General features: G+C 74.1%; 24 protein-coding genes and 1 riboswitch. Of the genes, 10 read left to right on the forward strand and 14 right to left on the reverse strand.

What is annotated here, in order from left to right; translation table 11 throughout:
• Positions 1-420: 420 nt before the first annotated feature.
• Positions 421-894, forward strand: a complete 474-nt coding sequence (locus AB0K03_RS07120) for a hypothetical protein (RefSeq protein ID WP_364681629.1) — start codon at positions 421-423, stop codon at positions 892-894.
• 58 nt (positions 895-952) lie between these two features.
• Here AB0K03_RS07120 and AB0K03_RS07125 read toward each other — a convergent pair whose 3' ends face one another.
• Genes AB0K03_RS07125 through AB0K03_RS07135 form a run of 3 tightly spaced genes read right to left on the reverse strand, consistent with a single transcriptional unit; the run spans position 953 to position 3,714 of the window.
• Positions 953-1,756, reverse strand: coding sequence for an SAM-dependent methyltransferase (locus tag AB0K03_RS07125; RefSeq protein WP_364681631.1), 804 nt, complete (start codon positions 1,754-1,756; stop codon positions 953-955).
• Between the two features lie 36 nt (positions 1,757-1,792).
• On the reverse strand, positions 1,793-2,326 hold the full coding sequence (locus AB0K03_RS07130; RefSeq protein WP_364681633.1) for an AAA family ATPase: 534 nt from the start codon (positions 2,324-2,326) through the stop codon (positions 1,793-1,795).
• 2 nt (positions 2,327-2,328) lie between these two features.
• Positions 2,329-3,714, reverse strand: coding sequence for an APC family permease (locus AB0K03_RS07135; protein ID WP_364681635.1), 1,386 nt, complete (start codon positions 3,712-3,714; stop codon positions 2,329-2,331).
• Positions 3,715-3,816: 102 nt separating this feature from the next.
• On the opposite strand from AB0K03_RS07135, the gene AB0K03_RS07140 reads away from it, so the two are divergent.
• Positions 3,817-4,233, forward strand: coding sequence for a universal stress protein (locus AB0K03_RS07140; protein WP_364681637.1), 417 nt, complete (start codon positions 3,817-3,819; stop codon positions 4,231-4,233).
• Between the two features lie 15 nt (positions 4,234-4,248).
• Here the strand turns inward: AB0K03_RS07140 and AB0K03_RS07145 are convergent, their stop codons facing one another.
• The 6 genes from AB0K03_RS07145 to AB0K03_RS07170 form a co-directional block, all read right to left on the reverse strand.
• A complete protein-coding gene (locus AB0K03_RS07145; RefSeq protein WP_199509676.1) occupies positions 4,249-4,581 on the reverse strand; it encodes an STAS domain-containing protein in 333 nt (110 codons plus the stop codon).
• Positions 4,582-4,636: 55 nt separating this feature from the next.
• On the reverse strand, positions 4,637-5,470 hold the full coding sequence (locus tag AB0K03_RS07150) for a cyclase family protein (RefSeq protein WP_364681639.1): 834 nt from the start codon (positions 5,468-5,470) through the stop codon (positions 4,637-4,639).
• A gap of 78 nt (positions 5,471-5,548) precedes the next feature.
• Entirely contained in the window at positions 5,549-7,096 is a 1,548-nt protein-coding gene (locus AB0K03_RS07155) for a serine/threonine-protein kinase (RefSeq protein ID WP_364681641.1), read from the reverse strand.
• A gap of 82 nt (positions 7,097-7,178) precedes the next feature.
• Complete coding sequence (locus tag AB0K03_RS07160) at positions 7,179-7,418, reverse strand: PspC domain-containing protein (RefSeq protein WP_364681643.1); 240 nt, start codon at positions 7,416-7,418, stop codon at positions 7,179-7,181.
• A 107-nt stretch (positions 7,419-7,525) separates the two neighbouring features.
• Positions 7,526-8,725 carry an aminotransferase class V-fold PLP-dependent enzyme gene (locus AB0K03_RS07165; RefSeq protein ID WP_364681724.1) on the reverse strand — a complete coding sequence of 400 codons (1,200 nt, stop codon included), beginning with the start codon at positions 8,723-8,725 and terminating at the stop codon, positions 7,526-7,528.
• Between the two features lie 63 nt (positions 8,726-8,788).
• Positions 8,789-8,905: riboswitch (SAM riboswitch) on the reverse strand.
• Positions 8,906-8,990: 85 nt separating this feature from the next.
• Complete coding sequence (locus AB0K03_RS07170) at positions 8,991-9,542, reverse strand: ABC transporter permease (protein WP_364681645.1); 552 nt, start codon at positions 9,540-9,542, stop codon at positions 8,991-8,993.
• A gap of 188 nt (positions 9,543-9,730) precedes the next feature.
• Between AB0K03_RS07170 and AB0K03_RS07175 the strand changes: the two genes are divergently transcribed.
• The 3 genes from AB0K03_RS07175 (at position 9,731) to AB0K03_RS07185 (ending at position 13,501) form a co-directional block, all read left to right on the forward strand.
• Positions 9,731-10,738 (forward strand): DMT family transporter, encoded by a 1,008-nt coding sequence (locus AB0K03_RS07175; RefSeq protein ID WP_364681647.1) that lies wholly within the window; start codon positions 9,731-9,733, stop codon positions 10,736-10,738.
• Positions 10,739-10,853: 115 nt separating this feature from the next.
• On the forward strand, positions 10,854-12,458 hold the full coding sequence (locus AB0K03_RS07180; protein WP_364681649.1) for a methyl-accepting chemotaxis protein: 1,605 nt from the start codon (positions 10,854-10,856) through the stop codon (positions 12,456-12,458).
• Positions 12,459-12,466: 8 nt separating this feature from the next.
• On the forward strand, positions 12,467-13,501 hold the full coding sequence (locus tag AB0K03_RS07185) for a BMP family ABC transporter substrate-binding protein (RefSeq protein WP_364681651.1): 1,035 nt from the start codon (positions 12,467-12,469) through the stop codon (positions 13,499-13,501).
• Between the two features lies 1 nt (position 13,502).
• Here the strand turns inward: AB0K03_RS07185 and AB0K03_RS07190 are convergent, their stop codons facing one another.
• Both AB0K03_RS07190 and AB0K03_RS07195 read right to left on the reverse strand, forming a co-directional pair.
• Positions 13,503-14,489, reverse strand: a complete 987-nt coding sequence (locus AB0K03_RS07190; protein WP_364681653.1) for a DUF6461 domain-containing protein — start codon at positions 14,487-14,489, stop codon at positions 13,503-13,505.
• Positions 14,490-14,542: 53 nt separating this feature from the next.
• A complete protein-coding gene (locus AB0K03_RS07195; RefSeq protein ID WP_364681655.1) occupies positions 14,543-14,947 on the reverse strand; it encodes a four-helix bundle copper-binding protein in 405 nt (134 codons plus the stop codon).
• A gap of 111 nt (positions 14,948-15,058) precedes the next feature.
• On the opposite strand from AB0K03_RS07195, the gene AB0K03_RS07200 reads away from it, so the two are divergent.
• Positions 15,059-16,702, forward strand: coding sequence for a serine/threonine-protein kinase (locus tag AB0K03_RS07200; protein ID WP_364681657.1), 1,644 nt, complete (start codon positions 15,059-15,061; stop codon positions 16,700-16,702).
• Between the two features lie 2 nt (positions 16,703-16,704).
• Here AB0K03_RS07200 and AB0K03_RS07205 read toward each other — a convergent pair whose 3' ends face one another.
• The gene (locus tag AB0K03_RS07205) at positions 16,705-17,052 is read right to left on the reverse strand and encodes a hypothetical protein (RefSeq protein ID WP_364681658.1); all 348 of its coding nucleotides are present in this window, start codon (positions 17,050-17,052) and stop codon (positions 16,705-16,707) included.
• A 395-nt stretch (positions 17,053-17,447) separates the two neighbouring features.
• On the opposite strand from AB0K03_RS07205, the gene AB0K03_RS07210 reads away from it, so the two are divergent.
• Together AB0K03_RS07210 and AB0K03_RS07215 are read left to right on the forward strand one after the other, a co-directional pair.
• A complete protein-coding gene (locus AB0K03_RS07210) occupies positions 17,448-17,657 on the forward strand; it encodes an endonuclease/exonuclease/phosphatase family protein (protein WP_364681660.1) in 210 nt (69 codons plus the stop codon).
• Between the two features lie 127 nt (positions 17,658-17,784).
• Positions 17,785-18,183: a DUF1992 domain-containing protein gene (locus tag AB0K03_RS07215; RefSeq protein ID WP_364681662.1), complete on the forward strand. Its 399-nt coding sequence runs from the start codon at positions 17,785-17,787 to the stop codon at positions 18,181-18,183.
• Here AB0K03_RS07215 and AB0K03_RS07220 read toward each other — a convergent pair.
• Both AB0K03_RS07220 and AB0K03_RS07225 read right to left on the reverse strand, forming a co-directional pair.
• Positions 18,180-19,844 carry a DUF6114 domain-containing protein gene (locus AB0K03_RS07220; protein WP_364681663.1) on the reverse strand — a complete coding sequence of 555 codons (1,665 nt, stop codon included), beginning with the start codon at positions 19,842-19,844 and terminating at the stop codon, positions 18,180-18,182. The two genes, AB0K03_RS07215 and AB0K03_RS07220, sit on opposite strands and share 4 nt — an antisense overlap.
• 87 nt (positions 19,845-19,931) lie before the next feature.
• On the reverse strand, positions 19,932-20,561 hold the full coding sequence (locus AB0K03_RS07225) for a DUF6230 family protein (RefSeq protein ID WP_364681664.1): 630 nt from the start codon (positions 20,559-20,561) through the stop codon (positions 19,932-19,934).
• A gap of 441 nt (positions 20,562-21,002) precedes the next feature.
• Between AB0K03_RS07225 and AB0K03_RS07230 the strand changes: the two genes are divergently transcribed.
• Both AB0K03_RS07230 and AB0K03_RS07235 read left to right on the forward strand, forming a co-directional pair.
• On the forward strand, positions 21,003-22,631 hold the full coding sequence (locus tag AB0K03_RS07230) for an ATP-binding protein (RefSeq protein WP_364681666.1): 1,629 nt from the start codon (positions 21,003-21,005) through the stop codon (positions 22,629-22,631).
• A gap of 1 nt (position 22,632) precedes the next feature.
• Positions 22,633-24,552, forward strand: coding sequence for an ATP-binding protein (locus tag AB0K03_RS07235; protein WP_364681668.1), 1,920 nt, complete (start codon positions 22,633-22,635; stop codon positions 24,550-24,552).
• Positions 24,553-24,559 lie beyond the last annotated feature (7 nt).

Here is a 24,559-nt window from a genome sequence, read left to right on the forward strand (position 1 = left end):
GGGAGGGCGCGGGCGGTTCGGGGTCGGCCGCGGGGAGGGCGCGGGCGGTTCGGGGTCGGCCGCGGGGAGGGCGCGGGCGGGTCAGGGCCGGCCGCGGGACATGGCCGGCGGTTTGCGGCGGGCCGGCAGCAAAGGAAAGGCCGGCGGTTTGCGGCGGGCTGGCGGCAGAGGAAGGGCTGGCGGTTTGCGGCGGGCTGGCGGCAGAGGAAGGGCTGGCGGTTTGCGGCGGGCCGGCGGCAGAGGAAGGGCTGGCGGTTTCCGGCGGGCCGGCGGCAGAGGAAGGGCCGGCGGCAGAGGAGGGCCGGCGGCCGGGGAGGGGCTGGCGGATTGTGGCCGGCCGTCGGGAAGGCGCCGCCGGCCGCTGAGCAGGGTCAGCGGGTCGTCGTTGAGGGCGACCCGCGGCTCGCCTACGGTTGCCGGATGATTCTCTGCGACTTCGCCGGCTCCTGGGCGGGCACCAACGGCTTCCGGCTCATGCCCGGCGACCCGCTCGCCGAGGCGCCGGCGACGGTCACCGTGACGACGGCCGCCGGCGGGCACCTCACCCTGGTCGCGTACACGTGGGCGCACCCCGGGGACGGGCAGCAGGACGGCCTGCTGATGATCGCCGCGGCCGGCGAAGATGCCCGGGACGGTTCGCTCGTGGCCGTCTGGGGCGATTCCTGGCACCAGAAGCCGGCGACGATGTCCCTGCCCGGCGGGCCGGCCGGTGAGGCGAGCTTCGTGTTCGCCGGCGACTACGGCGGCGGCTGGGGCTGGCGGATCCGGTTCGACGCCACCGACCCCGAGAACCTGCGGATGGGGATGGACAACGTCATCCCCGCCGAGCACGCCTCCGGCGACGAGGTCGCCGGTCCGTACCCGGTCATGGTCATGGATGTCCGCCGCGCGTGACCGGTCAGGTTTTGCGGCTGGGCATGCCCGGCTGGGGCTTACGGCCGACCGTGACCGGTCAGGGCTTGCGGCCCACCCCGGCGTACTCGGAGACCTTGTCGGTGATGCCGGGGTGGCGCGGGTCGGGCCGCCACGCCGTGCAGGTGACGATCCCGGGCTCGAGTAGCTCCAGGCCGTCGAAGAAGGTGGCGATCTGCGCGGGGGTCCGCGCGGCGATCGGCGCGGCGCCGCTCTCGTTCCACTGGCGCATCGATTCGCGGACGGCCGGGCCGTTGACCTCCTCGGTCGGGTGTGACATCACCAGGTAGCTGCCCGGCGGGACCGCCGCCAGCAGCCGCCGCACCACCGTGTGCGCCTCCTCGTCGTCCACGAGGAAGTTCACGATCCCGAGCAGCATGATCGCGATCGGTTGGGTGAAGTCCAGCGTGGCCTCGGCGCGTGCGAGGATCCGCTCGACGTCGCGGGCGTCGGCGTCCACATAGTCGGTCGCGCCCTCGGGTGTGCTGGTCAGCAGGGCCCTGGCGTGCACGAGCACCATCGGGTCGTTGTCGACGTACACGATCCGGCTGTCGGGGGCCGCGAGCTGCGCGACCTCGTGCGTGTTGTTCGCCGTCGGCAGGCCCGTACCGATGTCGAGGAACTGCCGGATGCCGGCCTCGCCGGCCAGATGCCGCACGGCCCGGCCGAGGAATTCCCGGTTGGCTCGTGCGGACTGCACAAGCTCGGGCATGAGCGCGAGCGCGTACTCGGCGGCCTCGCGGTCGGCGGCGAAGTTGTCCTTGCCGCCGAGCAGGTAGTTCCACAGCCGCGCGGAGTGCGCGACCTCGGTGTTCAGCGTGGCCGGCAGCTCGGGATCCGTCACGATCCTCACCCCTAAGGAATCGATGTGGACGGCAGTCTAGCCCCCCGCCCCCGCGCTGCGAACGGCGCGGACCCGCCCGATCAGTTCGTCGAGGTCCACCGATCGGCCGGTGGCGACGACGAGGGTGGTCCCGACCCCCAGCGGCCTGCCCTCCGCGACCCACCGCGGCCAGGACTCGCGGGCCCGGCGCTCGTCGTCGTGGACCGCGGCGCGCCGCCGGCCGCGGTACCGGGCGAGCGCCACGTCGGCAGGGACGTCGCACCAGACCTCCACGATGGCCGGTGCACCGCACCGCCGGAGGCCGGCCGTGACGAACCCTAGGTCCCGGGGCCGGAACCACCACGATTCCAGGACGACGCAGCCGGGCGTGGCCGCCGCCAGTTCCCACATGGCCTGCGCGGCGGCGATGCCCAGGGCCCGCGACGGGAGGCCGGGTGCCGCGGCTGCCATCGCCTCCTTGAGCGCGTCCTTGCTGATCAACGGCACGCCCAGAGCCGGGGCCAGGCGCCGGGCCAGGGTCGTCTTCCCGGCGCCTGGCAGGCCGTTGACCAGGACGAGCCGGTCGGCCATCGTCAGCCGCGGCCGGGTGCGGCGCGCTCGCCGGTCATGCGGTGATGGGCGTACGTGGCCGCCCACAGCGCCACCCCGATCACCAGCAGCACCCCCGCCACCCGGTAGTCGCTCCCGGCCCGGCCCGACAGCGGGCTCGCCAGGTACGCGCACAGCGCCGCCCCCACCACCGGGATCGCCGTCGGCGCGCGGAAGTGGCGGTGCTCGACCCGGTCGCGGCGCAGGACCAGGACCGCGATGTTGACCACTGTGAACACGCAGAGCAGCAGCAGCGACGTCGTCCCGCCCAGCGCGGTCAGGTCGGCGAACCAGATCAGCCCGAACGCCACGAGCGTCGTGAAGACGATCCCGACCCAGGGTGTACGCCGGGTGCGGTGCACGAGGCCGAGCACCCGGGGCAGTACGCGCTCGTTGGCCATGCCGTACAGCAGGCGGCTGGCCATCAGCATGTTGATCAGCGCGGAGTTGGCCACGGCGAACATGGTGATGAACGCGAAGATCGTCAGGGGGAACGCCGGCGCGCCCGCGGCGACGACCTTGAGCAGCGGTGCGTCGCCCTCGCCGAGGTCCTCGGGGGAGACCAGGGCGATCGACGAGACGGCGACCAGCACGTAGATGAGGCCGGTGATGCACAGGCCGGTCAGCATGACCTTCGGGAAGATGCGTACGGGGTCGCGGGTCTCCTCGGCCATGTTCACCGAGTCCTCGAAGCCGACCATCGCGAAGAACGCCAGGGCGGTCGCCGCGGTCACCGAGAGCACCGCGTTCTCGCCCGGCGGCGACCGGAACTCGACCAGCCGGGACAGGTCGCCGTCGCCGCCGCCCATGGCCCACGCGCCGATCCCGATGACGATCAGCAGGCCGGTCAGCTCGACGCAGGTGAGCAGGACGTTGATCTTGACGCTCTCGCCGACGCCGCGGAAGTTGACCAGGGCGATCAGCGTCATGAAGGCGACCGCCACGGCGGTCAGCCCGGTGCCCTCGCCCAGCGACAGGTCGAAGGCCTCGGCGAAGTTGCCGGCGAACGCCTTGGACGCGCTGGACGCGGACGTCAGGCCCGAGCACATCACCGCGAAGGTCACCATGAACGTCAGGAAGTGGATGCCGAAGGCCTTGTGCGTGTACAGCGCCGCGCCGGCCGCCCGCGGATACTTGGTGACGAGCTCCAGGTAGCTGCACGCCGTCAGCAGGGCCACGACGAACGCCAGCAGGAACGGCAGCCACACCGCGCCGCCGACCTCGGCCGCGACCTTGCCGGTCAGCGCGTACACGCCGGTGCCGAGGATGTCGCCCACGACGAACAGCAGCAGCAGGCCGGGGCCGATGACCCGGTTGAGGGCCGGCTGCCCGTCGGTCCGTACCGCGTCGTCCGTGCCTGCCTCCGCCACTGCGGCCCACCTCCGGCGTCGGGTCCGGTTCGAGCGTCGTACACAAAGGCCGCCCTGTCGAGCCGCCTTGTTCCCCGGCGCGTCGTGCATCAGGATCGACGCATGCGTATCGTGCTCGCCGCGAACCCGGAGGCCGATCAGCCGTGGGTCGCCGACGCGGCCGCGGACCTGGCCCGGCAGACCGGCGCCACCGTCGCGGTGGTCGCCGTCGACGAGGTGGAGATCGAGCGGCTGGCCGCCGCCCCGCGCGCGGTCTTCACCGAACGGGCCGAGCGGGCCGTCGCGGTGGCCGCCGACCGGCTCGTGGCGGCCGGCGTGGAGGTGACCCGGACCGTGCTGCCGGGACGCCCGCTGCACCGGATCCTGGAGTTCGCCGACGAGCTGGAGGCCGATCTCATCGTGGTGGGCTCCAGCACCCGGCCGGCCGTGGCGCAACGGCTGCTGGGCAGCGTGCCGCTCGACCTGATCAGGAAATCGGCGCGCCCCGTCGTGGTGGTGACCCACCCGCACCGGGCGTGACGGCGCGGCGCGGATTCACTCGCCCGGGGGAAGCCCGAAGACGTCGGCCAGGCCGGTCACCTGGATCGCCTTGCGCACCGGCGGCGACGGGTTCGTCAGGGTGAGCGTCACCCCGGCGGCCGCGGCGCTGTTGCGTGCGCTGACCAGCGCGCCCATCGCGTACGAGTCGATGAAGGTGAGCCCGCCGACGTCGACGTGCAGGTAGCGGCATCCGGTGCCGACGGCCGCCGAGGCGAGGCTGTCGCGCACCTCGTCGGCGCTGTCGAGGTCGAGCTCTCCGTCGAGCGCCGCGACGAGCAGGCCGTCCGTGGTGACCGGCTCGTACGCGACCAAGGTGTTCCTGGACATCTGCCCGAGGATAGCCGCCACCCGGGGATGCGGCATCCGCACGGACGCCGCGCGCTCACCACACGGCGAAGATCCGGGCCTGCCCGCCGGAGCCCTGCTCGAACGGGATCAGCCCGACCACCACCGTCGCGCCCCGCGGCGGGACAGCGGCCAGGCCGGCCAGGTTCTCCATGCCGTACCGGTCGGCGCCGGTCAGCGTGACGTGCACCGGGAAGTCCGCCGAGACGCCGGGGTCGATGCTCAGCGTGTCGACGCCCAGGCTCCGGATCGCCCGGCGCTCCAGCAGCCACTCGCAGGCGTCGGCGCTGAAGCCCGGGAAGTGCAGCACCCCGTCGGCGTCGGTGCCCCGGTACGCGGTGGCCGACCCCACCTTGGCGCCCCACCCGGAGTGCATGAGCACCGCCGCGCCCCGGGGGATGCGGCCGTGCCGGCGCTCGAAGGCCCGCAGGTCGGCGACCGTCACCACGGCGTCCGGGTCGGCGGCGGCCTTGTCCGCGATGTCGACGACGACCGCGGGCACGATGAGCTCGTCGAGGGTCAGGTCGGTCGACAGCCGCCCGCCCGCGGTGAAGTGGCCGGGCGCGTCCACGTGCGTGCCGGTGTGTTCGACGATCCGCCATTCCTGCATGTAGTACCCGTCGTCCTCGATCGTCACGTACGTGCGGCGACGGGCCTCCTCGCCGTCGGCGAACGCCGGGAACGACGGGGACAGCGGGTAGGTGAGGTCCTGCAGGCCGCGGCGCTCACCGGTCAGCGGGGAGGCGGCGGGCGACGCCTGCGCCGTACCCGGGACGGCCAGGACGCCGGCCGCGGCCGCTCCGGCCAGCGCGGCACGCCGGGTCACCCCCGGGCCGTCGGCGGACTGGTGCAGACACTCGTCGGTGCACATCGTAGGGCTCCCCTCGAAGACGGCCATCCGAGGCCATCACAGCCGGGCGGACCCTGGCAAGACCCCGGGGCGCCGGGGTCAGCGGGGGCCGCGGTCCACGAAGCTGAACGTCAGGTCCACCTCGGCGTCGCCGATCTCCTGGACGTAGACGGTCCGGCTGCTCTCGCTCCACTGCACCAGGCCGTACGTGTCGTTGCTGATGACGTACGTCGGCCGGCCCTTGTCGTCCTTGCCGCCGGCCTCGCCGATCTCGAAGATCGTGGCCTTGGCGGACGTGCACTCCGTCGCGACCAGTGAGGCCGGCCCGTCGGGGTCGGCGCGTACGCCGAGGCAGCGCTCCCGGCCGCCGGCGGAGGGGCGTACCGACTTGATGAGGTAGTCGACGCCGTACGGCTCGAGGACGAACTGCGCGTCCTCGCTGGTGCCGTCGGAGGCCCGGGCGGCCCCGGTGGCCGGGAGCGCCAGGTCGCGGTCGATCTCGGCCATGTGCAGCAGCGTGCGGCGGCTGCCGGCGAGGATGGCCTCGGGGTTCGTGGGCGCCGCCGCGGGCGCCGGGGAGCCGGACGGGCGCGCGCCGCCGGAGGCGGCCGGGGTGGGTGAGGCGCCGCGGTCGCCGCTGTCCGCGTTGGCCACGAGCAGACCGCCGCCGACCCCGACGGCGGCGAGCAGCACGAGCGCGCCGAGGAACGACGCCACGCGGCCGCGCCGCCGCGGTGGCGGGCCGGTCACGGGCAAGGCGGGCGGGGGCTGCCATGCCTGCGGCGGGACGGCCGCCGTCTCGCGCGGCACGGGCGGCTCCTGCGCCGGCGGCTGGGTCGCCAGGAGCCGGTCGAGCAGCTCGCGCGCCGTGGGGCGGTCGGCGGGGTCCTTCGCGAGGCTCTGCCGGACGAGGGCGGCCAGCGGCCCGGGAACCCCGGTGAGGTCGGGCGGCTGGGTGAGGATCCGCATGGCGGTGGCCGGGGCGGAGTCCGCGCCGAACGGCGTGCGGCCGGTCGCGGCGTACGTGACGACCGCGCCCCAGGAGAAGATGTCGGCGGCGAACCCGGTCGTGCGGGCGCTGTCGGCGTCGAAACGCTCCGGCGCCATGTACGCGACCGTGCCGATCATCTGGTCGGTGGCGGTGTGGTGGCTGGTGGCCTCGAAGGCGCGGGCGATGCCGAAGTCGATGACCTTGAGACCGCCGAGGGCGAGCAGCACGTTGCCGGGCTTGAGGTCGCGGTGGATGACGCCGGCGCCGTGGACGGCGGTCAGGGCGGTGGCGATGCCGACGGCGACGCCGTGCAGCGCCGAGCCGGTCAGCGGGCCGCGGTCGCGGACCACGGCGGCCAGCGAGGGGCCGTCGACGTACTCGACGACGAGGTACGGCGGCTCGTGGTCGGGGTCGGCGTCGAGGACCTCGGCGGTGGAGAACGGCGGCACCTGCCGGGCCCGGTTGACCTCGCTGCGGAACCGGCCGCGGAACTCGGGGTCGTGGGCGTGCTCGGGGCGGACGACCTTGACGGCGACCCGGCGGCCGTCGCTCGCGCGGCCGAGGAAGACGGCTCCCATGCCGCCCTGGCCGAGGCGGGCCTCGAGGGCGTACCCGCCGAGCCGCCGGGGGTCCCCGGGCAACAGCGGCCCGCTCATCCGTCGTTCACCTCACCCCGCCCGCGCACACCGGTGGAACCCTACCGTCCGTGCGCGAGCGTGGTGATCGCCCGGGGAGCCGTCAGATCGTGGAGGGGGTGCCGAAGCCCGGACGCTCGGCCGGCATCAGCACCCACAGCAGCGGGTAGACGAGGATCTGGCTGCCCGGCACGGCCAGCAGGACGAGCACGAACAGCAGGCGGGTGAGCCAGGGGTCGAGACCGAAGCGCCGCGCGAGACCGGCGCACACGCCGCCGAGGATGCGACCCTCGCGCGGCCGGGTGAGGCCCTGGCGGGTCATGGAGTCGGAGAACGAGGTCATGGTCTGCGCCTTCCGTACGCGGAACTGGTGATTCCAGACTCCGCCCAGGGACGCCGCCGCGGCATCGGGAACCACCCGGATCCGTCCCTGATCCGCGGCCTGAGGGATCACCCTGCGGTGAGCTCCGCGAGCGCCGCGACGAGCCGGTCGACGTCGTCGTCCGGGGTGCCCAGCCCGAAGCTGACGCGCAGCAGGCTCGCGGGCCCGGCGCCGCAGCCGGACACGACGGCCGAGCCGGTGAGGCGGCGGGTCAGCGGGTGGGCGCAGAACTGTCCCGCGCGCACGCCGATGCCGTACCGGTCGGCGAGCCGGGCCGCCACGACGGCCGGATCGTGCCCGGGCAGGGCGAGCGAGACGATGCCGACGCGGGGGTGGTCCGGGCCGAAACAGCTCACCTCCACCGCGCCCGGCACGGCCGCCAGCCCGTCCCGCAGCCGGCGCAGCAGGCTCTGCTCGCGCTCGTGCAATCCCACGCGGTCGGTGCGTTCCAGCGCGGCGCAGACGGCGGCGACGCTCACCGCGCCGAGCAGGTTGGGGGTGCCGCCCTCGTGCCGTGCCGGGCCGGTGGCCCAGTGCACGTCGTGCGCGTCGGCGCCGACCGCGGCGCTGGCCCCGCCGCCGCTGAGGTACGGCGGCGCGGCGTCCAGCCAGTCGGCGCGGCCCGCGAGCACCCCGGCGCCGAACGGGGCGTACAGCTTGTGCCCGCTGAACGCGAGGTAGTCGGCGCCGAGGGCGGTCAGGTCCACGGGGGCGTGCGGGGCGAGCTGGGCGGCGTCGACGACGACGCGGGCGCCGTACGCGTGCGCGACGTCGGCGAGCCGGCGGACGGGCCACACCTCGCCGGTGACGTTGCTCGCGCCGGTGACCGCCAGGACGGCGGGCCCGCGTACGGTGCGCAGCGCGCCGTCGACCGCGGCGACGGCGGCCTCGGGGCTGCGCGGGGTGGCCAGCCGCAGCTGCCGCGGCCAGGGCAGCAGGTTGGCGTGGTGCTCGCCGTCGAAGACGATCGTGGTGGTGCCCGGCGGCAGCGCGCGGGCCAGCAGGTTGAGCGCGTCCGTGGTGTTGCGGGTGAACACGACCGTGTCCCCGGCGCGGGCCCCGACGAACCCCGCGACCACGTGGCGGGCGTGCTCGTAGGCGGCGGTCGAGGCCTGCGACCGGATGCCGGTGCCGCGGTGCACGCTGCCGTAACGGGGGAGCAGCTCCGCGACGGCGTCGGCGGCGGCGCGCACACACGGGGCCGAGGCGGCGTAGTCGAGATGCGCGAAGCGCAGGCCCGCGGGGGTGGTCAGGTCGGCGCCCACCACGTCAAGGTCGTGCTGGAGAGTCAGCGTCACGGAAGCCTCCGGGAGGTCGGGGACCCGCCCGGGGGTCCGCGCTTGCCCGCGTCGGGATCGACGCCGGCCCGGTCCTCACCCGGGGCACCCCATCGCGAACGCAAGGGTTGCCGGCCAGCAAGCCGGGGCTACGCGCTGGCACTCATGACCACCGCCGACCGTAGCAGATCCGCCGGCGCGAAGCCGACCTGCCGGATGCCGAGGCGTGGGCACCTCGGCATGCGGCGCCGGCCCGTCAGGGCTCGGCCAGGGCCTCGACCGGCAGCGCCCGGGCGGCCCGGCGGCCCGGCAACACGGAGGCGAGCACCCCGGCGACCAGGGCCACGGCTGTCACGGCGCAGAGCTGCGGCACGGGTACCGAGAACACGGCCGTCCGAAAATCGATCTCGTCGCTGACGGCGCGCGTGCCGACCCAGCCGAAGAACGCGCCGGCGGCCGTGCCGATCACCGCGCCGGCGAGACTCAGCAGGACCGCCTCGCCGGCGAGCATCCAGCGCAACTGCCGCCGGTGCAGGCCCAGCGCGCGCAGCAGCGCGGACTCGCGAGTGCGTTCCAGCACCGACAGGCCCAGCGTGTTGCCCACGCCGATCAGCGCGATCAGGACGGCCACGCCCACGAGCGCGGTCGTGACGGCCGGCAGCCGGTCGAGGAACTCCCGGTAGCTCGCCTTGGCCGTCAGCCCACCGCCGACCTCGGCCCCGGCCACCGGTGCGACGGCGGCCCGCAGCTGCGAGCGCAGGCGGGTGATGTCGGCGTCCGGCGGGGCCCGCGCCCACGGGGAGCGCACATCGCGGCCGCGACGCCGACGGCGGGTGCGGACGGCCACGCGAAGGCGGCGCACACCAGCGCGGCGCCGAGCGCGAGGGCGGCGTCGCGGAGCAGGGCGGGCGTGACGGATCCAGGCATGACGCCGTCACGCTAGTCATCGCCGGCGGGCCGGGCATCCGACCGCGGTCGGAGAAAATGCGCGGAGAAATGTCGTACCCCTCCGGCAGAGTGTCACGGGTGGAGACGAGAACCGCCCCTGACATCCCGGTGCGCGCCTGGCTGCCCGGCTTCCTGGCGCTGGCCGCCATCTGGGGGACCAGCTTCCTGTTCATCAAGGTCGGCGTCCGCGAGCTGCCGCCGCTGTGGCTCACCTTCGCCCGGGTCGCGGCGGGCGCGGTCACGCTGCTGGTGATCCTCGCGCTCACGCGCGACCGGCTGCCGCGCGACGGCCGGCTGTGGGCCCATCTGATCGTCGTGGCCGCGCTGGGCGTGACGATGCCCTTCACCTTCTTCGGGTACGGCGAGCAGCGCGTGTCCTCCGTGCTCGCTGGGATCTGGAACGCCGCCACGCCGCTGGTCGCGCTGCCGCTGGCGGTGCTGGTGTTCCGCACCGAGTCGTTCACCCGCCGCCGGGCGGCCGGCATCGCGATCGGGTTCGCCGGTGTGCTCGTCGTGCTGGGCGTCTGGCGTGGCGTCGGCGGCACCGAGCTCACCGGGCAGCTGCTGTGCTTCGCCGCGGCGATGTGCTACGCCGTCGCCATCCCGTACCAGAAGAAGTTCGTCGCCGGCCGGACCGGGTCCGGGGTCTCCATCGCCGCCGCGCAGCTGCTGGTGGCGCTGGCACAGCTGGCCGTCGTGGCGCCGCTGATCGCCGGCGCCCCTCCGCGGCCCGCCGCGCTGTCGGCGGACGTCGTGCTCTGCGTGCTGGCGCTCGGCGCGCTGGGCACGGGCCTGGCCTTCGTGCTGAACTTCCGGGTCATCCGGATGGCGGGCGCGAGCACCTCCGCGTCGGTCACCTACCTGATGCCCGTGGTCGCGACGGTGGTCGGCGTGTCCGTACTCGGCGAGCACGTGCGATGGCACCAGCCGGTCGGCGCGCTGATCGTGCTGGCCGGGGTGGCGATCTCCCAGGGGGTGTTGTCCCGGCGGAAATCGGCAACTTCCGCCGACCCCGTGACGGCGCGTGAGGTAATGGCAACGCGATCCTCGGCGTGATCGACCCCGGGCGTCGGCCGTCACAGCCGGCAAGACCTCAGAACCACCGCCCGCAGGCCGAAGGATCTCCCGGGCGGCGCCAGGGTCGCACCGGAACGTCCGAAGGGATCACCACGTGCGGCGGTTCACCATCGGCACCCGGCTGGTCGGGGCCTTCGCCGCGGTTCTCGTGCTGCTGCTGGGCGTCGCGGCGATGGCCTTCGCGACCATCGTCGAGCAGCGCTCCTCCGCCAACGAGGTCCGCCGGCTCGAGGTCCTCACCCGGCAGGCCGAGGAGATCAAGACCCACGCCGCCACGCTGAACGGGTGGCAGGCAAGCTACATCAACGACATCTACCGGCTCGGGGCGGCCAGGGCGCTGGGTGGCGACTCGGTCGCGTACCAGGCGTGGCAGCAGGAGCGGGACACGTTCCAGCAGTTCCTGCGGCAGGTCGACGCGGGCGCCCTCACCGCCGCCGAGCGGGTGCTGTTCCAGCAGGTGAGCGCGGAGCTGGGCACGTACGTCCAGGTCAACGACAAGCTCGTGGCCGCGTACAAGCCGGGTACGCCGCAGGCCCTGTGGAACGCCGACCAGATCGCCATGTACGACAGCTGGAACAGCTACTACCGGATCATGGTGGCGGCCCAGAAGCTGGCCGGCTCGGTCGACGCGCGCAGCGTCCAGGCCGTACGCACCTCCGCCGACGACGCCACCCGCGCGCAGTGGGCCATCGGCATCGCCACCGGGCTGGCCCTGCTGCTCGGCGCCGCCTCCGCGCTGGTCGTGACCCGCAGCATCGTGCGCCCCGTGCACGCCGCCCGGGACGCCCTGCGCCGCGTGGCGGACGGCGACCTGACCGTCGTCCCGGCGAGCGGCGGCCGCGACGAGGTGGCCCAGATGTCCGCCGCGCTCGGCCAGGCCGTGTCGTCCGTCCGCGCGATCGTCTCCGACGTCGCCGAACAGGCCGACGGGCTGGCCCGAACCTCCGCCGAGCTCGACGCCGTCTCCGCCGCGTTCACCCAGGCGGTCACGGACACGTCGCTGCAGGCGGACCTGGTGGCGGGCGCCGCCGAGGACGTCAACCGCAACGTCGACACGATGGCCGCGGGCTCGGAGGAGATGGGCATCTCGATCGAGGAGATCGCCCGCTCCGCCGTCGCCGCCGCGGAGGTGGCCGCCCAGGCGGTCGCCGGCGCCGAGACCGCGAACGGCACGGTGGCGAACCTGGGCACCTCGTCGTCGGCCATCGGCGACGCCGTACGCCTGATCACCACCATCGCCGGGCAGACCAACCTGCTGGCGCTCAACGCCACCATCGAGGCGGCCCGGGCCGGCGAGATGGGCAAGGGCTTCGCGGTCGTGGCCGGCGAGGTCAAGGACCTGGCCCAGGAGAGCGCCCGGGCGGCCGAGGAGATCGACGGGCTGGTCAAGGCGATCCAGAACGACACCGAGGCCGCCGTGACAGCGATCGCCCAGATCGGCGGGGTCATCCGGCGCATCAGCGACTACCAGACCAGCATCGCCGGCGCGGTGGAGGAGCAGACCGCGACCACCGGCGAGATGAACCGCGGCGCGGTCGCCGCCTCCAGCGGCACGGCGAGCATCGCCGAGAACATCCGCGCGGTGGCGGCGGCGACGTCCGCGACCTCCGCCGAGGTGGCCCGCGCCCGCGAGGCCGCCGCCGAGCTGACCCGCATGTCCACCACCCTGCGCGACGCCGTCGGGCAGTTCCGGTACTGAGGATGCAGATGCGCACGAGGATCACCGCAGCGCTGCTCGCCGCCGCGCTCGCCACCCTGTCGGCGTGCACGGCGGCGCCGGTCACCGTCTCGACCGATGCGATGACCGGGCTCGGCCGCGAGACCGTCCACGTCGGCATCGCGTACGACAGCGCGGGCCGCGGCGACAAGAGCTTCAACGACGCCGCGGGCGCCGGCCTGGACCGGGCGAAGAAGGAGCTGCTCATCGAGGCGACCGAGGCGACCACCCAGGCGGAGACCGACGAGGGCCGCGCGGCCGTGCTGCGGGAGCTCGCCAAGGGCGGCAGCAACCCGGTCATCGCGGTCGGGTTCCTGTACGCCGGCGCGGTCGGCACCGTCGCCAAGGAGTTCCCCGGCACGCTGTTCGCGATCATCGACGACGACTCGGTGCAGGCGAAGAACGTGGTGTCGCTGCTGTTCTCCGAGGAGCAGGGCTCGTACCTGGTCGGGGTGGCCGCCGGCCTGGCGTCGGAGAGCGGGCGGGTCGGCTTCATCGGCGGCGTGGACGTGCCGCTGATCCACAAGTTCGAGGTCGGGTACACCGCCGGCGTGCACAGCGTCGACCCGGGCATCCGCGTCGACGCGCGCTACCTGAGCAGGCCGCCGGACTTCAGCGGCTTCAGCTCGCCGGACAAGGGCAAGGCAGCGGCGCTGGCGCTGCTCGCCGGGGGCGCCGACGTGGTCTACTCGGCCGCCGGCGGCTCCGGCGGCGGCGCGATCGAAGCGGTCGCCGCGGCGGGCGCGTGGGCCGTGGGCGTGGACTCCGACCAGTACGCGAGCGCCGCCGCCGGCGTGAAGGGACGCATCCTCACGTCGATGCTCAAGCGCGTGGACAACGGCGTCTTCCAGGAGATCCAGGCGTTCATCAAGGGCGACCGCTCCGGCGGTGTCAAGCGGTACGACCTCAAGGTCGACGGTCTCGGGTACGCGACCTCGAACCCGGCGATCAAGCCGTACCAGGCGGGGCTGGAGAAGGCCCGCTACCGCATCCTCAGCGGCGCGGTGAAGGTGCCCACCGCCTAGGTCACGAGGCCCGCAGCGCGGCGGTGACGGCCTCGCGGGCCGTGTCCGGGTCGAAGAGCGATCCGCCGGCCCGCAACGGCCGCAGCGCCGCCCGCAACGCCACGTCGGCGTCGCGGTCCAGCACTCCGCGCAACGCGGTCGTGAGCAGCCCGAGACCACCGGGGTCGGCGGCCTCCAGCCAGGTCCGTACGTGGCGGCCCAGCTCGGAGTCCATCGGCACCGGGCGGCCCGCCCCGCGCGCGGCCTCGTCCAGGGCCGTCGCCAGCCCCGGCGTGCCGGCGACGCCGAGCAGCCCGGCCAGGCGGCGTACCTCGGCGACCGCGACCGTCCGCTTGCGCTCGTCCGGCGCGGCCTGCGCGGCGGCGAACAGATCGGCGAACCGCGGGCCCGGCCGCAGCAGGTCGGCGGGGCGTGGCCCGCCCACGAACCACGGCTCGATGCGCGCCGACAACCGCGGCCCGGCCAGTGCGTCCTCCGGCACCCGTACGCCGGTGAGCCGCTGCGCCAGCACCAGCGACTTCGCCTCGGCGTCGCGCCACGTCTCCTCGTCCTCACCGGCCGGCTCGCGCAGCCCGACCGCCTGCATGAGGTGCTGCAGCAGGCCCGGGTCGGAACCCCACGTCACCTCGGGGGCCGGGAACGAGGGGTCGAAGGCGACGGTGGTCGTGCCCTTCACCGCGTACGTGAACCGGGGCGTGGCCGCATCGTCGCGCAGCACCGACACCGCCTCGGTGCCGCGCGACACCGCCTCCAGCAGCACGTGATCGGACCCCGCCGCCCCACCGGGCTCGATCACCAGGGTCCAGGCGCCGGCGGTCAGGGCGGCCGCGTGGCCCGCCGGTTCCGGCCCGGCACGCTCGCCGACGGTGTCGGGGTACGCACCCATCCGCGCCAGCGCCTCGCGCTCGTCGACGCCCTTGACGAAGGTCAGGCAGAACCGCTCGCCCAGCTCGGCCACGCGGCTGCGGGCGTACCCAAGGTCATCCACGCCGGGAAGCGTAGCGCCGCGGCCGCCCGGGCCGCGCGTGGCGCCGCGGCCGCTCAGCCGAGCGCCATCAGCGCGCTGCGGCACTGCTCCTCGCAGACCCGGCACATCTGCGCGCACGTCCCGCAGTGCCGGTGGCTGTCGACGTGCCGCAGGCATTCGTCGGCGCACGCGGCGCACGCCACGGCGCAGGCCTGCAGCAACGCCCGGACGATCGCGGTGTCGCGGCCGTCGGGCCGGGCGAGGACCCGGGCCGTGGTCGCGCAGATGTCCGCGCAGGCCAGGTCGAGCCCGATGCATTCGGTGAGGCCCGCGGCGAAGCCCGAGCCCAGGCAGGAGTCCGCGCAGGCCGCGCAGGTCTGCCCGCAGGCGATGACGGTCTCGGCGAGCGTGGCCAGCTCGTCGGCGCCGAGGTCGCCGGCCGGCCCGGAGCCGAGGATGGTCCGGATGGTGGTCGTCATCCCGGATGGCTACCCCCTTTGCGGGCCATCCTCACGTGTCGATCCCGTGCCGCGTAAAGGTCTGACCGGCAAACGGTTCAGAAGCCGGCCGAGGGGGGTATACCGGCCCGCATGACTGCCGGATCCGTGGCCGTCGCCGGACGCTATCTGCTCGGCGACACGCTCGGCGTGGGCGGCATGGGTCGGGTGTGGCTGGCCCGCGACGAGATCCTGCAGCGCGACGTGGCGGTCAAGGAGATCATCCTGCCGGCGGACCTCGTCGCCGCCGAACGCGACGCCGTGCACCGGCGCATGCTGCAGGAGGCCCGGGCCGCGGCCCGGCTCAGCCACCCCAACGTGGCCCAGGTGTACGACATCTTCGAGGACGACGGCCGCGCCTGGATCGTCATGGAGTACGTGCCGTCCCGGTCGCTGCAGGAGGTCGTCAAGCAGGACGGCCCGATGGAACCGCGGCGGGTGGCGGCGCTCGGGCTGGAGATCCTCGCGGCGCTCGAGGCGGCGCACGGCAGGGGCGTACGGCACCGCGACGTCAAACCGGCCAACGTCCTGCTCGGCGACGACGGCCGGGTGGTGCTCACCGACTTCGGCATCGCCTCCATCGAGGGCGACAGCGTCGTCACGACGAGCTCCGAGCTCGTTCTCGGCTCCCCGCAGTACATGTCCCCGGAACGGGCGCGCTACGGCACGGCCGAACCCGCCTCGGACCTGTGGTCGCTGGGCGCCACCCTGTACACCGCCGTGGAGGGACGGTCGCCGTTCGAGCGGCCGTCCGCGGTGGAGACGCTGACCGCCCTCGCCGCCGACGAGCCGGACCCGCCGCGCCGGGCGGGCCCGCTGCGGCCGGTGCTCGACGGCCTGCTGCGCAAGGACCCGGCCGAGCGCATCGACGCGGCCGGGACGCGCCGCCTGCTCGAAGCCGCGATGGCCGAGCCCGCCGCGTCCCCGCCTTCCCCGACGGCCGCTGCGTCCCCGGTTTCTCCGGCGGCCGCTCCTGCCCTGGAATCCCCGGCGTCCCCGGCGGCGTCCCCGGCCGCCGCCGTTTCCTCCACCGGCCGGCGACGTCGGCCGGTGGCGATCGCCGCCGTGGTGACCGTGCTCGTCCTGCTGGCCGGCGCGGTCGCGACCTGGTTCGCCACCCGCCGCGGCGAGCACACCGAGACCCGGAAGCCACCGCCGGCGACGGCTCCCGCCACCAGCGCGCCGGCCACCAGCGCGCCGGCCGCCCCGGCGCCCAGCCCTTCCGGTGGCCGTCCCTCCACCACGACCTCGCCGCCCACCGCGAAAGCCACGACCACCGGCCGGCAACTGCCGCCGCGGCCGGCCGGGTGGCGCGACTACCGCGACAAGACCGGCTTCGCCCTTTACGTGCCCGAGGGCTGGACCCGATCCCGCGAGGGCTCGATGGTGTACTTCCGCGACCGCAGCACCGGCCGCACGCTCGGCATCGACCAGACCGACCAGCCGAAGTGGGACCCGGTCGCCGACTGGCGCGGCAAGGCGGACTACCGGGTGGCGCGCGGCGACTTCCCCGGCTATCACGAGATCCACATCCGCGAGGTCCGCTACTTCCGCAAGGCCGCCGACTGGGAGTTCACGTTCGACGGCGGCTCGCGTCAGCACGTCAACAACCGCGGGGTCGTGACCTCCGCGGATCAGGCGTACGGCATCTACTGGCAGACCCGTGACGCCGACTGGGCCGCGGCCCGCGACGACCTGCAGCTTGTCTTCGACAGCTTCCGGCCGGCCTCGGACTGAGCTCAGCCCACCTGCATACGCTCGCACAGGCCGCGCAGCTCCGTACCGCCGGCCGCGCGGCGTGACCGCTCCAGCAGGGCGCGGGTGGTCTCCCGCGCCACCGCCGAGGTGTGCACGTGCTGTGGCGCGAGCCGTTCCGCGGTGAGCAGGTAGCGGACGGCCTCCCGGTCCCGGCCGCGCATCCGGGCCAGGGCGCGGGCGGTGTCCGCGTAGTAGAAGACCTGCCGGAGGCCGGCCGGGACGCCCGCCAGGTTCGTGGTCCGGGCGATCTGCGCGGTGCGCCCGGGATCGCCCCCGTCGACCTCGATGCCGATCCGCCAGATCCCGGCGTTGGTGGGGCCGAAGTACATCCCCAGCGCGGTCGTCTCGCCGGTGCGCCGGGCCGGCGCGGCCGCTTCGTCCGCCCAATCGCGGCCGCCGGCCGCCGCGGCTCGCGTATGCGCCGGCCAGCAGCAGCGACCCGAGCATCTCCGTGCCGCCCGGGCGTCCGGCGTGCGGCCGCAGCTCGTCCACCGCACGGCCGGCCAGCGCCAGGCCGCGGTCGTACGAGCCGCAGGCGTTCGCCGCGCAGGCCCGGGCGTACGCCGCGGTGTCGGCGATGAGCAGCCGGGGGCCCGTTCGGTCAGGGTGAACATGGCGTGCTCCCTCGTCGAGGCGGGGCATCAGCCTACCTCACCGATAGAAATTGTGGGTTCGATGGCCGGCGGGCCGGAGGTGGCGGATCATCGGTGGGATCCGGCTGTGCGTGCTGACCCTCAACGTCCAGAACGACGCGGGAGACCCGCGCTGGACGCCGCTGCTCCGCCGGGAGATCGCCCGGTGTCGCCCGGATCTCGTGGCGTTGCAGGAGGTGCGGCGCCGTCCGGCTGATCGCCGACCGGCCGGTCCGTGGTGTGGGCTCAGCGACCACGCCGGCGTCCTGGCCGGCCTGCTCGTCTCGCGGGGGCTGTTGTGAAGCGACGCCGCCGGCGTCCCGGCCGGCCTGCTCGTCTCGCCGGGCTGCTGTGAAGCGACGCCGCCGGCGTCCCGGCCGGCCTGCTCGTCGGGCCGGGCCCGTCGTGACCGGTCGTAGACTCGGGTCCATGGCGAGCTGGTACGAGTCGCACATCGACCGCAAGATCCGCGAGGCGCAGGAGCAGGGTCAGTTCGACAACCTGCCGGGCTCCGGCAAACCGTTGAGCGACCACGGCCACGAGTACGACGAGGACTGGTGGGTCAAGGACTGGCTGCGCCGCGAGGGGGCCACCGCCGGTGCGCTGCCGCCTACCCTGGCGCTGCGGCGTGAGGCCGAGGACCTGCGCGAGACCGTGGACCGGCGCGGCTCCGAGGCGGAGGTGCGGGCGTACGTGGCGGCCCTCAACGAGCAGCTCCGTAAGGCTCGCGCCGGACTGATGGACGGGCCGCCCGTGCTACTGCCGCCGCTGGACGCCGACGAGGTCGTCCACGGCTGGCGCGAGCGCCGGGCGGCGCGCGCGTCCTAACTCTTCTCGCTGAGGTCCAGGGGATCGGCGGTCAGCGTGTCGCAGCGGACGAAGGCCAGGTTGATCGTCACGTCGGTGAACCACAGCACCGGCAGGGTCAGCGGGGGCGGCGAATCCGGCGTGAAGACCACGGGGATGAGGCCGAACAACTTGCCCTCGAACCGCGGGGTGTAGAAGCGCACGTTGCCGTCGGTCGTGAGCTCGTTGCTCTTGATGAGGGTGGTGGCGCCGCCCCGCTCCGCGATCGTCAGCTTGAACGGCTTGTTCACCGCCTTGTCCATGCTGAACTTGAGCGCCTTGATCGTGCCCTCGGCGGTCGGCAGCTCCGCCACGCCGTCATAGGTGGAGTTGTACATGGTCAGGCGGTCGGTCTCCAGCGTGCCGCCCTTGAGCGACACCTGCGGCACGTCGTCCGGGCCGGCCTCCTTGAAGACCCGGGGGCCCAGGCACGGGATGTCGGACGAGCTCGGCGCCGGGGACGGTGACGCCGAGCCCGCCGACGACCCGGAGGGGTCCGCCGACGGTTCGCCGCTGGGCTGCGGTGCGGGGGCGGACGGCCCTTCGGTGGCCGGCGCGGAGGTCGCCGGCGTGGACGGGTCCGCCGGCGGGACGCTGGGGGAAGCGCTCGCCGACGGTTCCGCCGTCTCGTCGTCGCCGATGCCGAGCAGGTCACCGACGCCGTCGACCAGGCCGTTCCAGCCGTCGACGATGGGGTTGCTGCTCTTGCTCGGGTCGTCCTCCTCGGGCTCGTCGGCCTTCGCCGGTGAGCTCTTGGTGGCCGCCGCCGCGGGTGCGGCGCTCTTCTTGACCGCCTTGGCCGACGCCTGCGTCTTGGCCCGCGCCTTCGCGGCGGCCGGCGACTGCTTGGCGCTCTCCTTGCCGGCGGCCGCGACCGAGCGGGACGGCAGCCCTTCGGGGCACTCGTTGTCCGCGCGCGCCGGGGTACGGCCACCCGCGACCAGGACCGCGGTCGTGACCACGAGCGGTACGAGCGTGATGACGAACGCCTTGCGGTACCCGCCGGACGAGCGGGGCGGCTGCTCCGGGTCGTCGGGCGCGGGGGTCATCCCGTCGCTCGAGAAGCCGGGTACGAGGCCGGAGCCGTTCGCCGGACGCAGCACGGCGGTGTCGTCGGGGCGCGCCTCGTCCGGGGCCGCCGGGTACGGGCGCAGGTCCTCCTCCTCGGGTGGGGCGCCGTACGGCAGCTCCGCACCCGGACTGGAGGCGCCGTCGAGCGGCGCGGTGTCGTCGGGGTCGCGGGTCTCGGCGACGTCGGCCGGGATCGGAACCTCCGGCTGCGGCCGGGCCGGCGACCACGCCAGCACCAGCGCGCCACCGAAGATGCCCAGGAGCATGCCGAGACCGAAGCCGCCGAAGTTGAGGCCGATCAGCGTGTACACCGCGGTGAGCAGGCCGAGGATGCCGTAGAACAGCCGCTGGCCCGGGCTCACCCAGGTCAGCACGCCGCAGAGCAGCAGGATCAGGGGGAGCAGGTAGGACAGGAAACCCTGCGGCCCGAAGTGCACCTGCAGGTCGCCCAGCGTCAGATTGGCGCTGAGGAACAGCTCCAGCCCGGCGAGCACGAGCAGAAGCCCGCCCCAGAAAGGCCGGCTGCGCCGCCAGAGACGGAAGCCGCCGGGCGGCGTGCTTGGTGGTGCCACGTACGTCCTCCTACTCGGGTGGTGCCGGGCGTGACCGGCATGGGTGAGGCCCGCGGACGGTGCGATCCGCGGGCCTCGGGTCGTGCGTCAGAAGCACTCCGCCGGCTTGCCGTCGCTGCCGGGGCCGTTGACCTTGAGGTTGAGGCCCTTCAGCTTGAAGGTGCCCGCCGAGGTCGACGTCGACGTCTGCTTGAGGCCGGTGATCGTGACGCTCTTGGCCTCCTGCCCGAACATGCCCTTCGTGCCCTTCGCGCCCTCGCCGCCCAGGCCGAGCGTGGAGGCGTCCTGGCCGATGTTGATGTCGGTGAACTCGGCGTCGCCGCTGAGCTCGCTCATGCCGATCAGCAGATCGGTCGCCTCGGCCGGCTTGCCGGACTCGCGGCCGGCCCGGATGGTCAGGCTGACCGGCAGCCCGGGAACCTTCACCGACTGGCAGAGGTTGTAGAGCTTCGCCGAGGAGATGCCGGAGACGGCGACCGGAATCTCGGTGCCGTCCTTCGTCGTGTCCTTGTCACCGTACTGGGCGAAGCCGGTGCCCTCGAGCTTGTCGGCAGAGATCTTGAACGACTGACCGGAGACCGCGAACGAGGCGGCGAACGCCCCGTTGGCCATCCCGACGGTCAAGGCGACGACCGCGCCGACGGGCACCGCCGCCGCTACGGCGAAACGGCGCCAGTTGGTGCGACCGTATGCCGGACCGCCTTGCGCATCCTTCACGGATCCTCCTACGTACTGATGGGGTAACGGCTCGGCCGCACCGCCATGCGGCTCGCACCGCGGTCGACTCCAGGTCGGTTCCTGCAAGTGAGACCCGTCGATGCGGCCGGTCTTGACGTGCGAGGAATGTTGCCTGTCCCGCCGGGTGGGAACAAGAGGTCTGGCTACCGGCCGGTAACGTTCCTGAAACAAGATCGCTTACGCAGCGTGATGAATGACGAGAATGTGGCCCATGCAATGCGTCGGTAAAGGACACATCGGCCCGCGGGTCATGGTGTGACCGTCACCACACGTACGCACCGATCCAAGGTTACGGATAGGTAACAACTTTCAGGAAGCTCACAGGACTGTGCACTCAGCGTGCGGGGTCTTGGTGTTCAGATCGTCGCAATTCCGGCCGAACTACCTCACGTCGGCACAACGACGGAGGGCGACTGCACGGTGAGCGCAGACGAGCGGCAACGGCTGGCCGCGCTGCACGAGTACCGGCTGCTCGACGAGCCCGCCGACGACGAGCTGGAAGCCGTCGTCCGGGTCGCGGCGATGGTCGCCGGCGTGCCCACCGCCACGCTGAACCTCATCGACGAGAACCGCCAGTGCCAGCTGACCACCACGGGGTTCGTCGGCGGCGACTCACCGCGTGCGGACTCCATGTGCGCCATCCGGTTCGAGGCCGGCGAGTTCGTGTACGTGCCCGACGCCAGCCTCGACCCGGTCTACGCCCGTAACCCCTGGGTGACCGGGCTGCTCGCCGACGTCCGCTTCTACGCCTCCGCCCCGCTGGTCACGCCGCAGGGACACGCGCTCGGCACGCTCTGCGTCTTCGACTCGCAGCGCCGCGAGCTGACCGCCGGCCAGATCGCCCGGCTCAAGGACCTCGCGCAGGTCGTCCTGGCGCTGTTCGAGCGCCGCCGCCAAGCCCGCCTCAACGCGCAGCTCGCCGCCGAGGCGGATGCCCGCCAGCAGTTCACCGACGCCGTGCTGGAGACCATCGACGTCGCCGTCGCGGCCGCCGACCCCTCCGGTCACCTCACCCTCTTCAACCGGGCGGCCCGCGACTGGCACGGCCTGGACGCCGACCCCGGCCTCGAGCCCGGCGACTTCAGCGACCGGTATCGGATGTTCCGCACCGACGGCGTCACGCCGCTCCCGGTGGACGAGATCCCGTTGCTGCAGACCCTGCGGGGCGGCACCGTCCGCGGCGCCGAGATGGTGATCCAGCCCGCCGGCCGGGCGCCCCGGCACGTCGTCGCCGGCGGCCGCCGGCTCAGCACCGCCGGCGGCACGCCGCTGGGCGCCGTCGTCGCGATGACCGACGTGACGGCCGACCGCGCCCAGCGCAGCGCCCTCGAACAGGCCCACGCCGACCTCGCGGACACCATCGCCGAGCTGCGGCGCTCCAACACCGAGCTCGAGCAGTTCGCCGGGGTGGTCAGCCACGACCTCGCCGCCCCGCTGGCCGTCGTCAACGGCTACCTGGAGCTGCTCGAGGACACGTACGACCAGGTCCTCGACGAGCAGGGGCGGCGGTGGATCGCCGCCGGCACCCGCGCGGTCGCCCGCATGCAGGCCCTCATCGAGGCGCTGCTGACGTACGCCCGGGCCGGCAGCGAACCGTGCCGGCGCGACAAGGCCGACCTGCGCGAGGTGGCCGAGCTGGCGATCACCGACCTGCGCGACAGCATCACCGCGGCGGGCGCCACGGTCACCGTCGACCCCGGCCTGCCGATGCTGGCGGTCGACCCGACGCTCCTGCGCCAACTGCTGCAGAACCTGATCGGCAACGCGGTCAAGTACCGGCGCCCCGGGCTGCCCAGCGTCGTGACCATCGCCGCCGAGTGCCGCGACGAACAGTGGCAGGTGCACGTCACCGACAACGGCATCGGCATCCCCGCGGCCCAGCGCGACCGCGTCTTCGACATGTTCGCCCAGGTGGAGGCCGGGAACCCGGGGTACGGCGTAGGCCTGGCCACCTGCCAGCGCATCGTCGAGCGCCACGGCGGCCGCATCTGGGCCGGCCCGGCGCCCGGCGGCGGCACCACGATCACCTTCACCCTGCCGGGGGCCTGACATGGACTCCATGCGGCGCCGCGCCGTCTCCGGCCTGGTCACCCTCATCCTGCTGTTCCTGGCCGTCGTCACCGTGCAGCTCGTCGCCGGCGACCGGCTGCAGACCCGGCACGCCGAGCGTGCCGAGCGGCTGGAGCGGGCCCGCGACGCCAACACCGCCGCGCTGCAGCACATGACCGACGCGGAGACCGGCGTACGCGGCTTCCAGCTCACCGGGCGCACGCTGTTCCTGGAGCCGTACGAGCAGGGCCGGGTGGGCGCCTTCACGTCGTTCGACGAGATCACCGCGAACGCCTCCGACCCCGGCGTGCTGCGGCTGGTGGCGCTCGAACGCGCGGCCGCCGCGCAGTGGCTGTACGCGTACGCCACCCCGATCGTCAACGCGGGCGAAGCCGACCCGCGCTTCCCGCAGACCCAGCGTGGCAAGGAGCTCTTCGACGAGCTGCGCGCCGCCAACGCCGCCGTGGACCGGGCCGTACGCGCCGAGCAGGCCGACGCCGCGGCCGCCGCGCGCAGCGAGTCCCGGCTGGCCCAGCTGCTCTTCGCCGGCCTGGGCGCGGCCTTCCTCGTGGTCACGCTGGCACTGGCCGGGTGGGCCCGCCGGTCCCTGCTCGCCCCGCTGGAGCACGTCCGCGCCACCCTGCACCGGCTCACGGCGGGCGAGCTGCAGGCCCGGGCGGTGCCCGCCGGCGACCCCGAGATGCGCGCGGTGGCCACGTCCGTCAACCGGCTCGCCGACGAGGTGGAGCGGCTGCTCACCGCCGACGAGGCCCGTCTGGTCCGCGCCGATCTGCGCCAGGCCGTCGCCGCGGCGGTCCGGGACAGCCCGGACGCCACCGCCGGCGCCGTCCGGGTGGCGCGGCTCATCGGCGAGGCTCTCGGCTCCGACGCCGTGCACAGCCGTATCTCGCTCGACTCGTCCAACGGCATCAGCGCCTGCTGGCCGCCGGAGGCGCCGTCGCTGTCGCCGCGTACCGTCCGCGACGTGCTCGCCGGCGAACCCGGCACCGTCATGACCGTGCCGCATGTGCAAGGAGCACTGGCGGTGCCGCTCGGCGGCGACGCCGACTGCCCGCCGGGCCTGATCTACGTGGTGCGCCGCGAGCCGGGGGAGTGGACCGCCCACGAGCGCCGGCTGCTCGCCGGCGCCGCCCGCGAGGTGGAGCACGCCGTACGCCAGCAGCGCCTGCAGCACCGCCAGGCCCGGCTGATCACCGAGCTGCGGGTCCTCGACGAGCGCAAGGACGCCTTCGTCGCCACCGTGACCCACGAGCTGCGGACGCCGCTGACCAGCATCATGGGCTACACGGAGATGCTCGCCGACGGCGACGGCGGTGAGCTCCCGCCGATGCACCGGCGCAGCATCGAAGCGATCCTGCGCAACGCGCACCGGCTGCACGACACCGTCTCCGACCTGCTGCTGCTCGACCGCACCGGCGCGGCGCCCGGTGCGGACGCCGTACCCGTGGACCTGGCCGCCGTGGCCGCGACCGTGCACGCCGAGATGGAGCCGGTCGCCCGGTCCCGCGGGATCGGGCTGACCGGCGACGCCGCCGAGCTGTGGGTGCACGGCGACGCCCGGCGGCTCGAGCACGTCCTGCGCAACCTGCTCGACAACGCCGTGAAGTTCACCGGTGCGGGCGGGCACGTCGGCTACCGCGTGCACGCCGACCGGGACACGGCCGTGGTGGAGGTGAGCGACACCGGCATCGGCATCCCGGAGGCGGACCAGCCCGGCCTGTTCACCCCGTTCCACCGGGCGGCGAACGCGATGGATCGGGCGGTGCAGGGCTCCGGGCTGGGGCTCGCCATCGTGCGCACGATCGTCACCGAGCACGGCGGCACAGTGGCGGTGGACTCGAAGCTGGGCGAGGGCACCACCTTCACCGTCCGGCTGCCGCGTGCCGCCGTACTCGATTAGGGAGGAT

This window comes from Actinoplanes sp. NPDC049316, from assembly GCF_040677315.1.
Lineage (GTDB): Bacteria > Actinomycetota > Actinomycetes > Mycobacteriales > Micromonosporaceae > Actinoplanes.

Coding starts and splice junctions, on each gene's coding strand:
- AB0K03_RS07175 (WP_364681647.1), top strand. CDS start 9,731: ATGTCGTACCCCTCCGGCAGAGTGTCACGGGTGGAGACGAGAACCGCC.
- AB0K03_RS07145 (WP_199509676.1), bottom strand. CDS start 4,581: ATGTCCAGGAACACCTTGGTCGCGTACGAGCCGGTCACCACGGACGGC.
- AB0K03_RS07195 (WP_364681655.1), bottom strand. CDS start 14,947: ATGACGACCACCATCCGGACCATCCTCGGCTCCGGGCCGGCCGGCGAC.
- AB0K03_RS07160 (WP_364681643.1), bottom strand. CDS start 7,418: ATGACCTCGTTCTCCGACTCCATGACCCGCCAGGGCCTCACCCGGCCG.
- AB0K03_RS07130 (WP_364681633.1), bottom strand. CDS start 2,326: ATGGCCGACCGGCTCGTCCTGGTCAACGGCCTGCCAGGCGCCGGGAAG.
- AB0K03_RS07205 (WP_364681658.1), bottom strand. CDS start 17,052: ATGTACTTCGGCCCCACCAACGCCGGGATCTGGCGGATCGGCATCGAG.
- AB0K03_RS07150 (WP_364681639.1), bottom strand. CDS start 5,470: ATGTGCACCGACGAGTGTCTGCACCAGTCCGCCGACGGCCCGGGGGTG.
- AB0K03_RS07155 (WP_364681641.1), bottom strand. CDS start 7,096: ATGAGCGGGCCGCTGTTGCCCGGGGACCCCCGGCGGCTCGGCGGGTAC.
- AB0K03_RS07200 (WP_364681657.1), top strand. CDS start 15,059: ATGACTGCCGGATCCGTGGCCGTCGCCGGACGCTATCTGCTCGGCGAC.
- AB0K03_RS07185 (WP_364681651.1), top strand. CDS start 12,467: ATGCGCACGAGGATCACCGCAGCGCTGCTCGCCGCCGCGCTCGCCACC.
- AB0K03_RS07120 (WP_364681629.1), top strand. CDS start 421: ATGATTCTCTGCGACTTCGCCGGCTCCTGGGCGGGCACCAACGGCTTC.
- AB0K03_RS07215 (WP_364681662.1), top strand. CDS start 17,785: ATGGCGAGCTGGTACGAGTCGCACATCGACCGCAAGATCCGCGAGGCG.
- AB0K03_RS07140 (WP_364681637.1), top strand. CDS start 3,817: ATGCGTATCGTGCTCGCCGCGAACCCGGAGGCCGATCAGCCGTGGGTC.
- AB0K03_RS07235 (WP_364681668.1), top strand. CDS start 22,633: ATGGACTCCATGCGGCGCCGCGCCGTCTCCGGCCTGGTCACCCTCATC.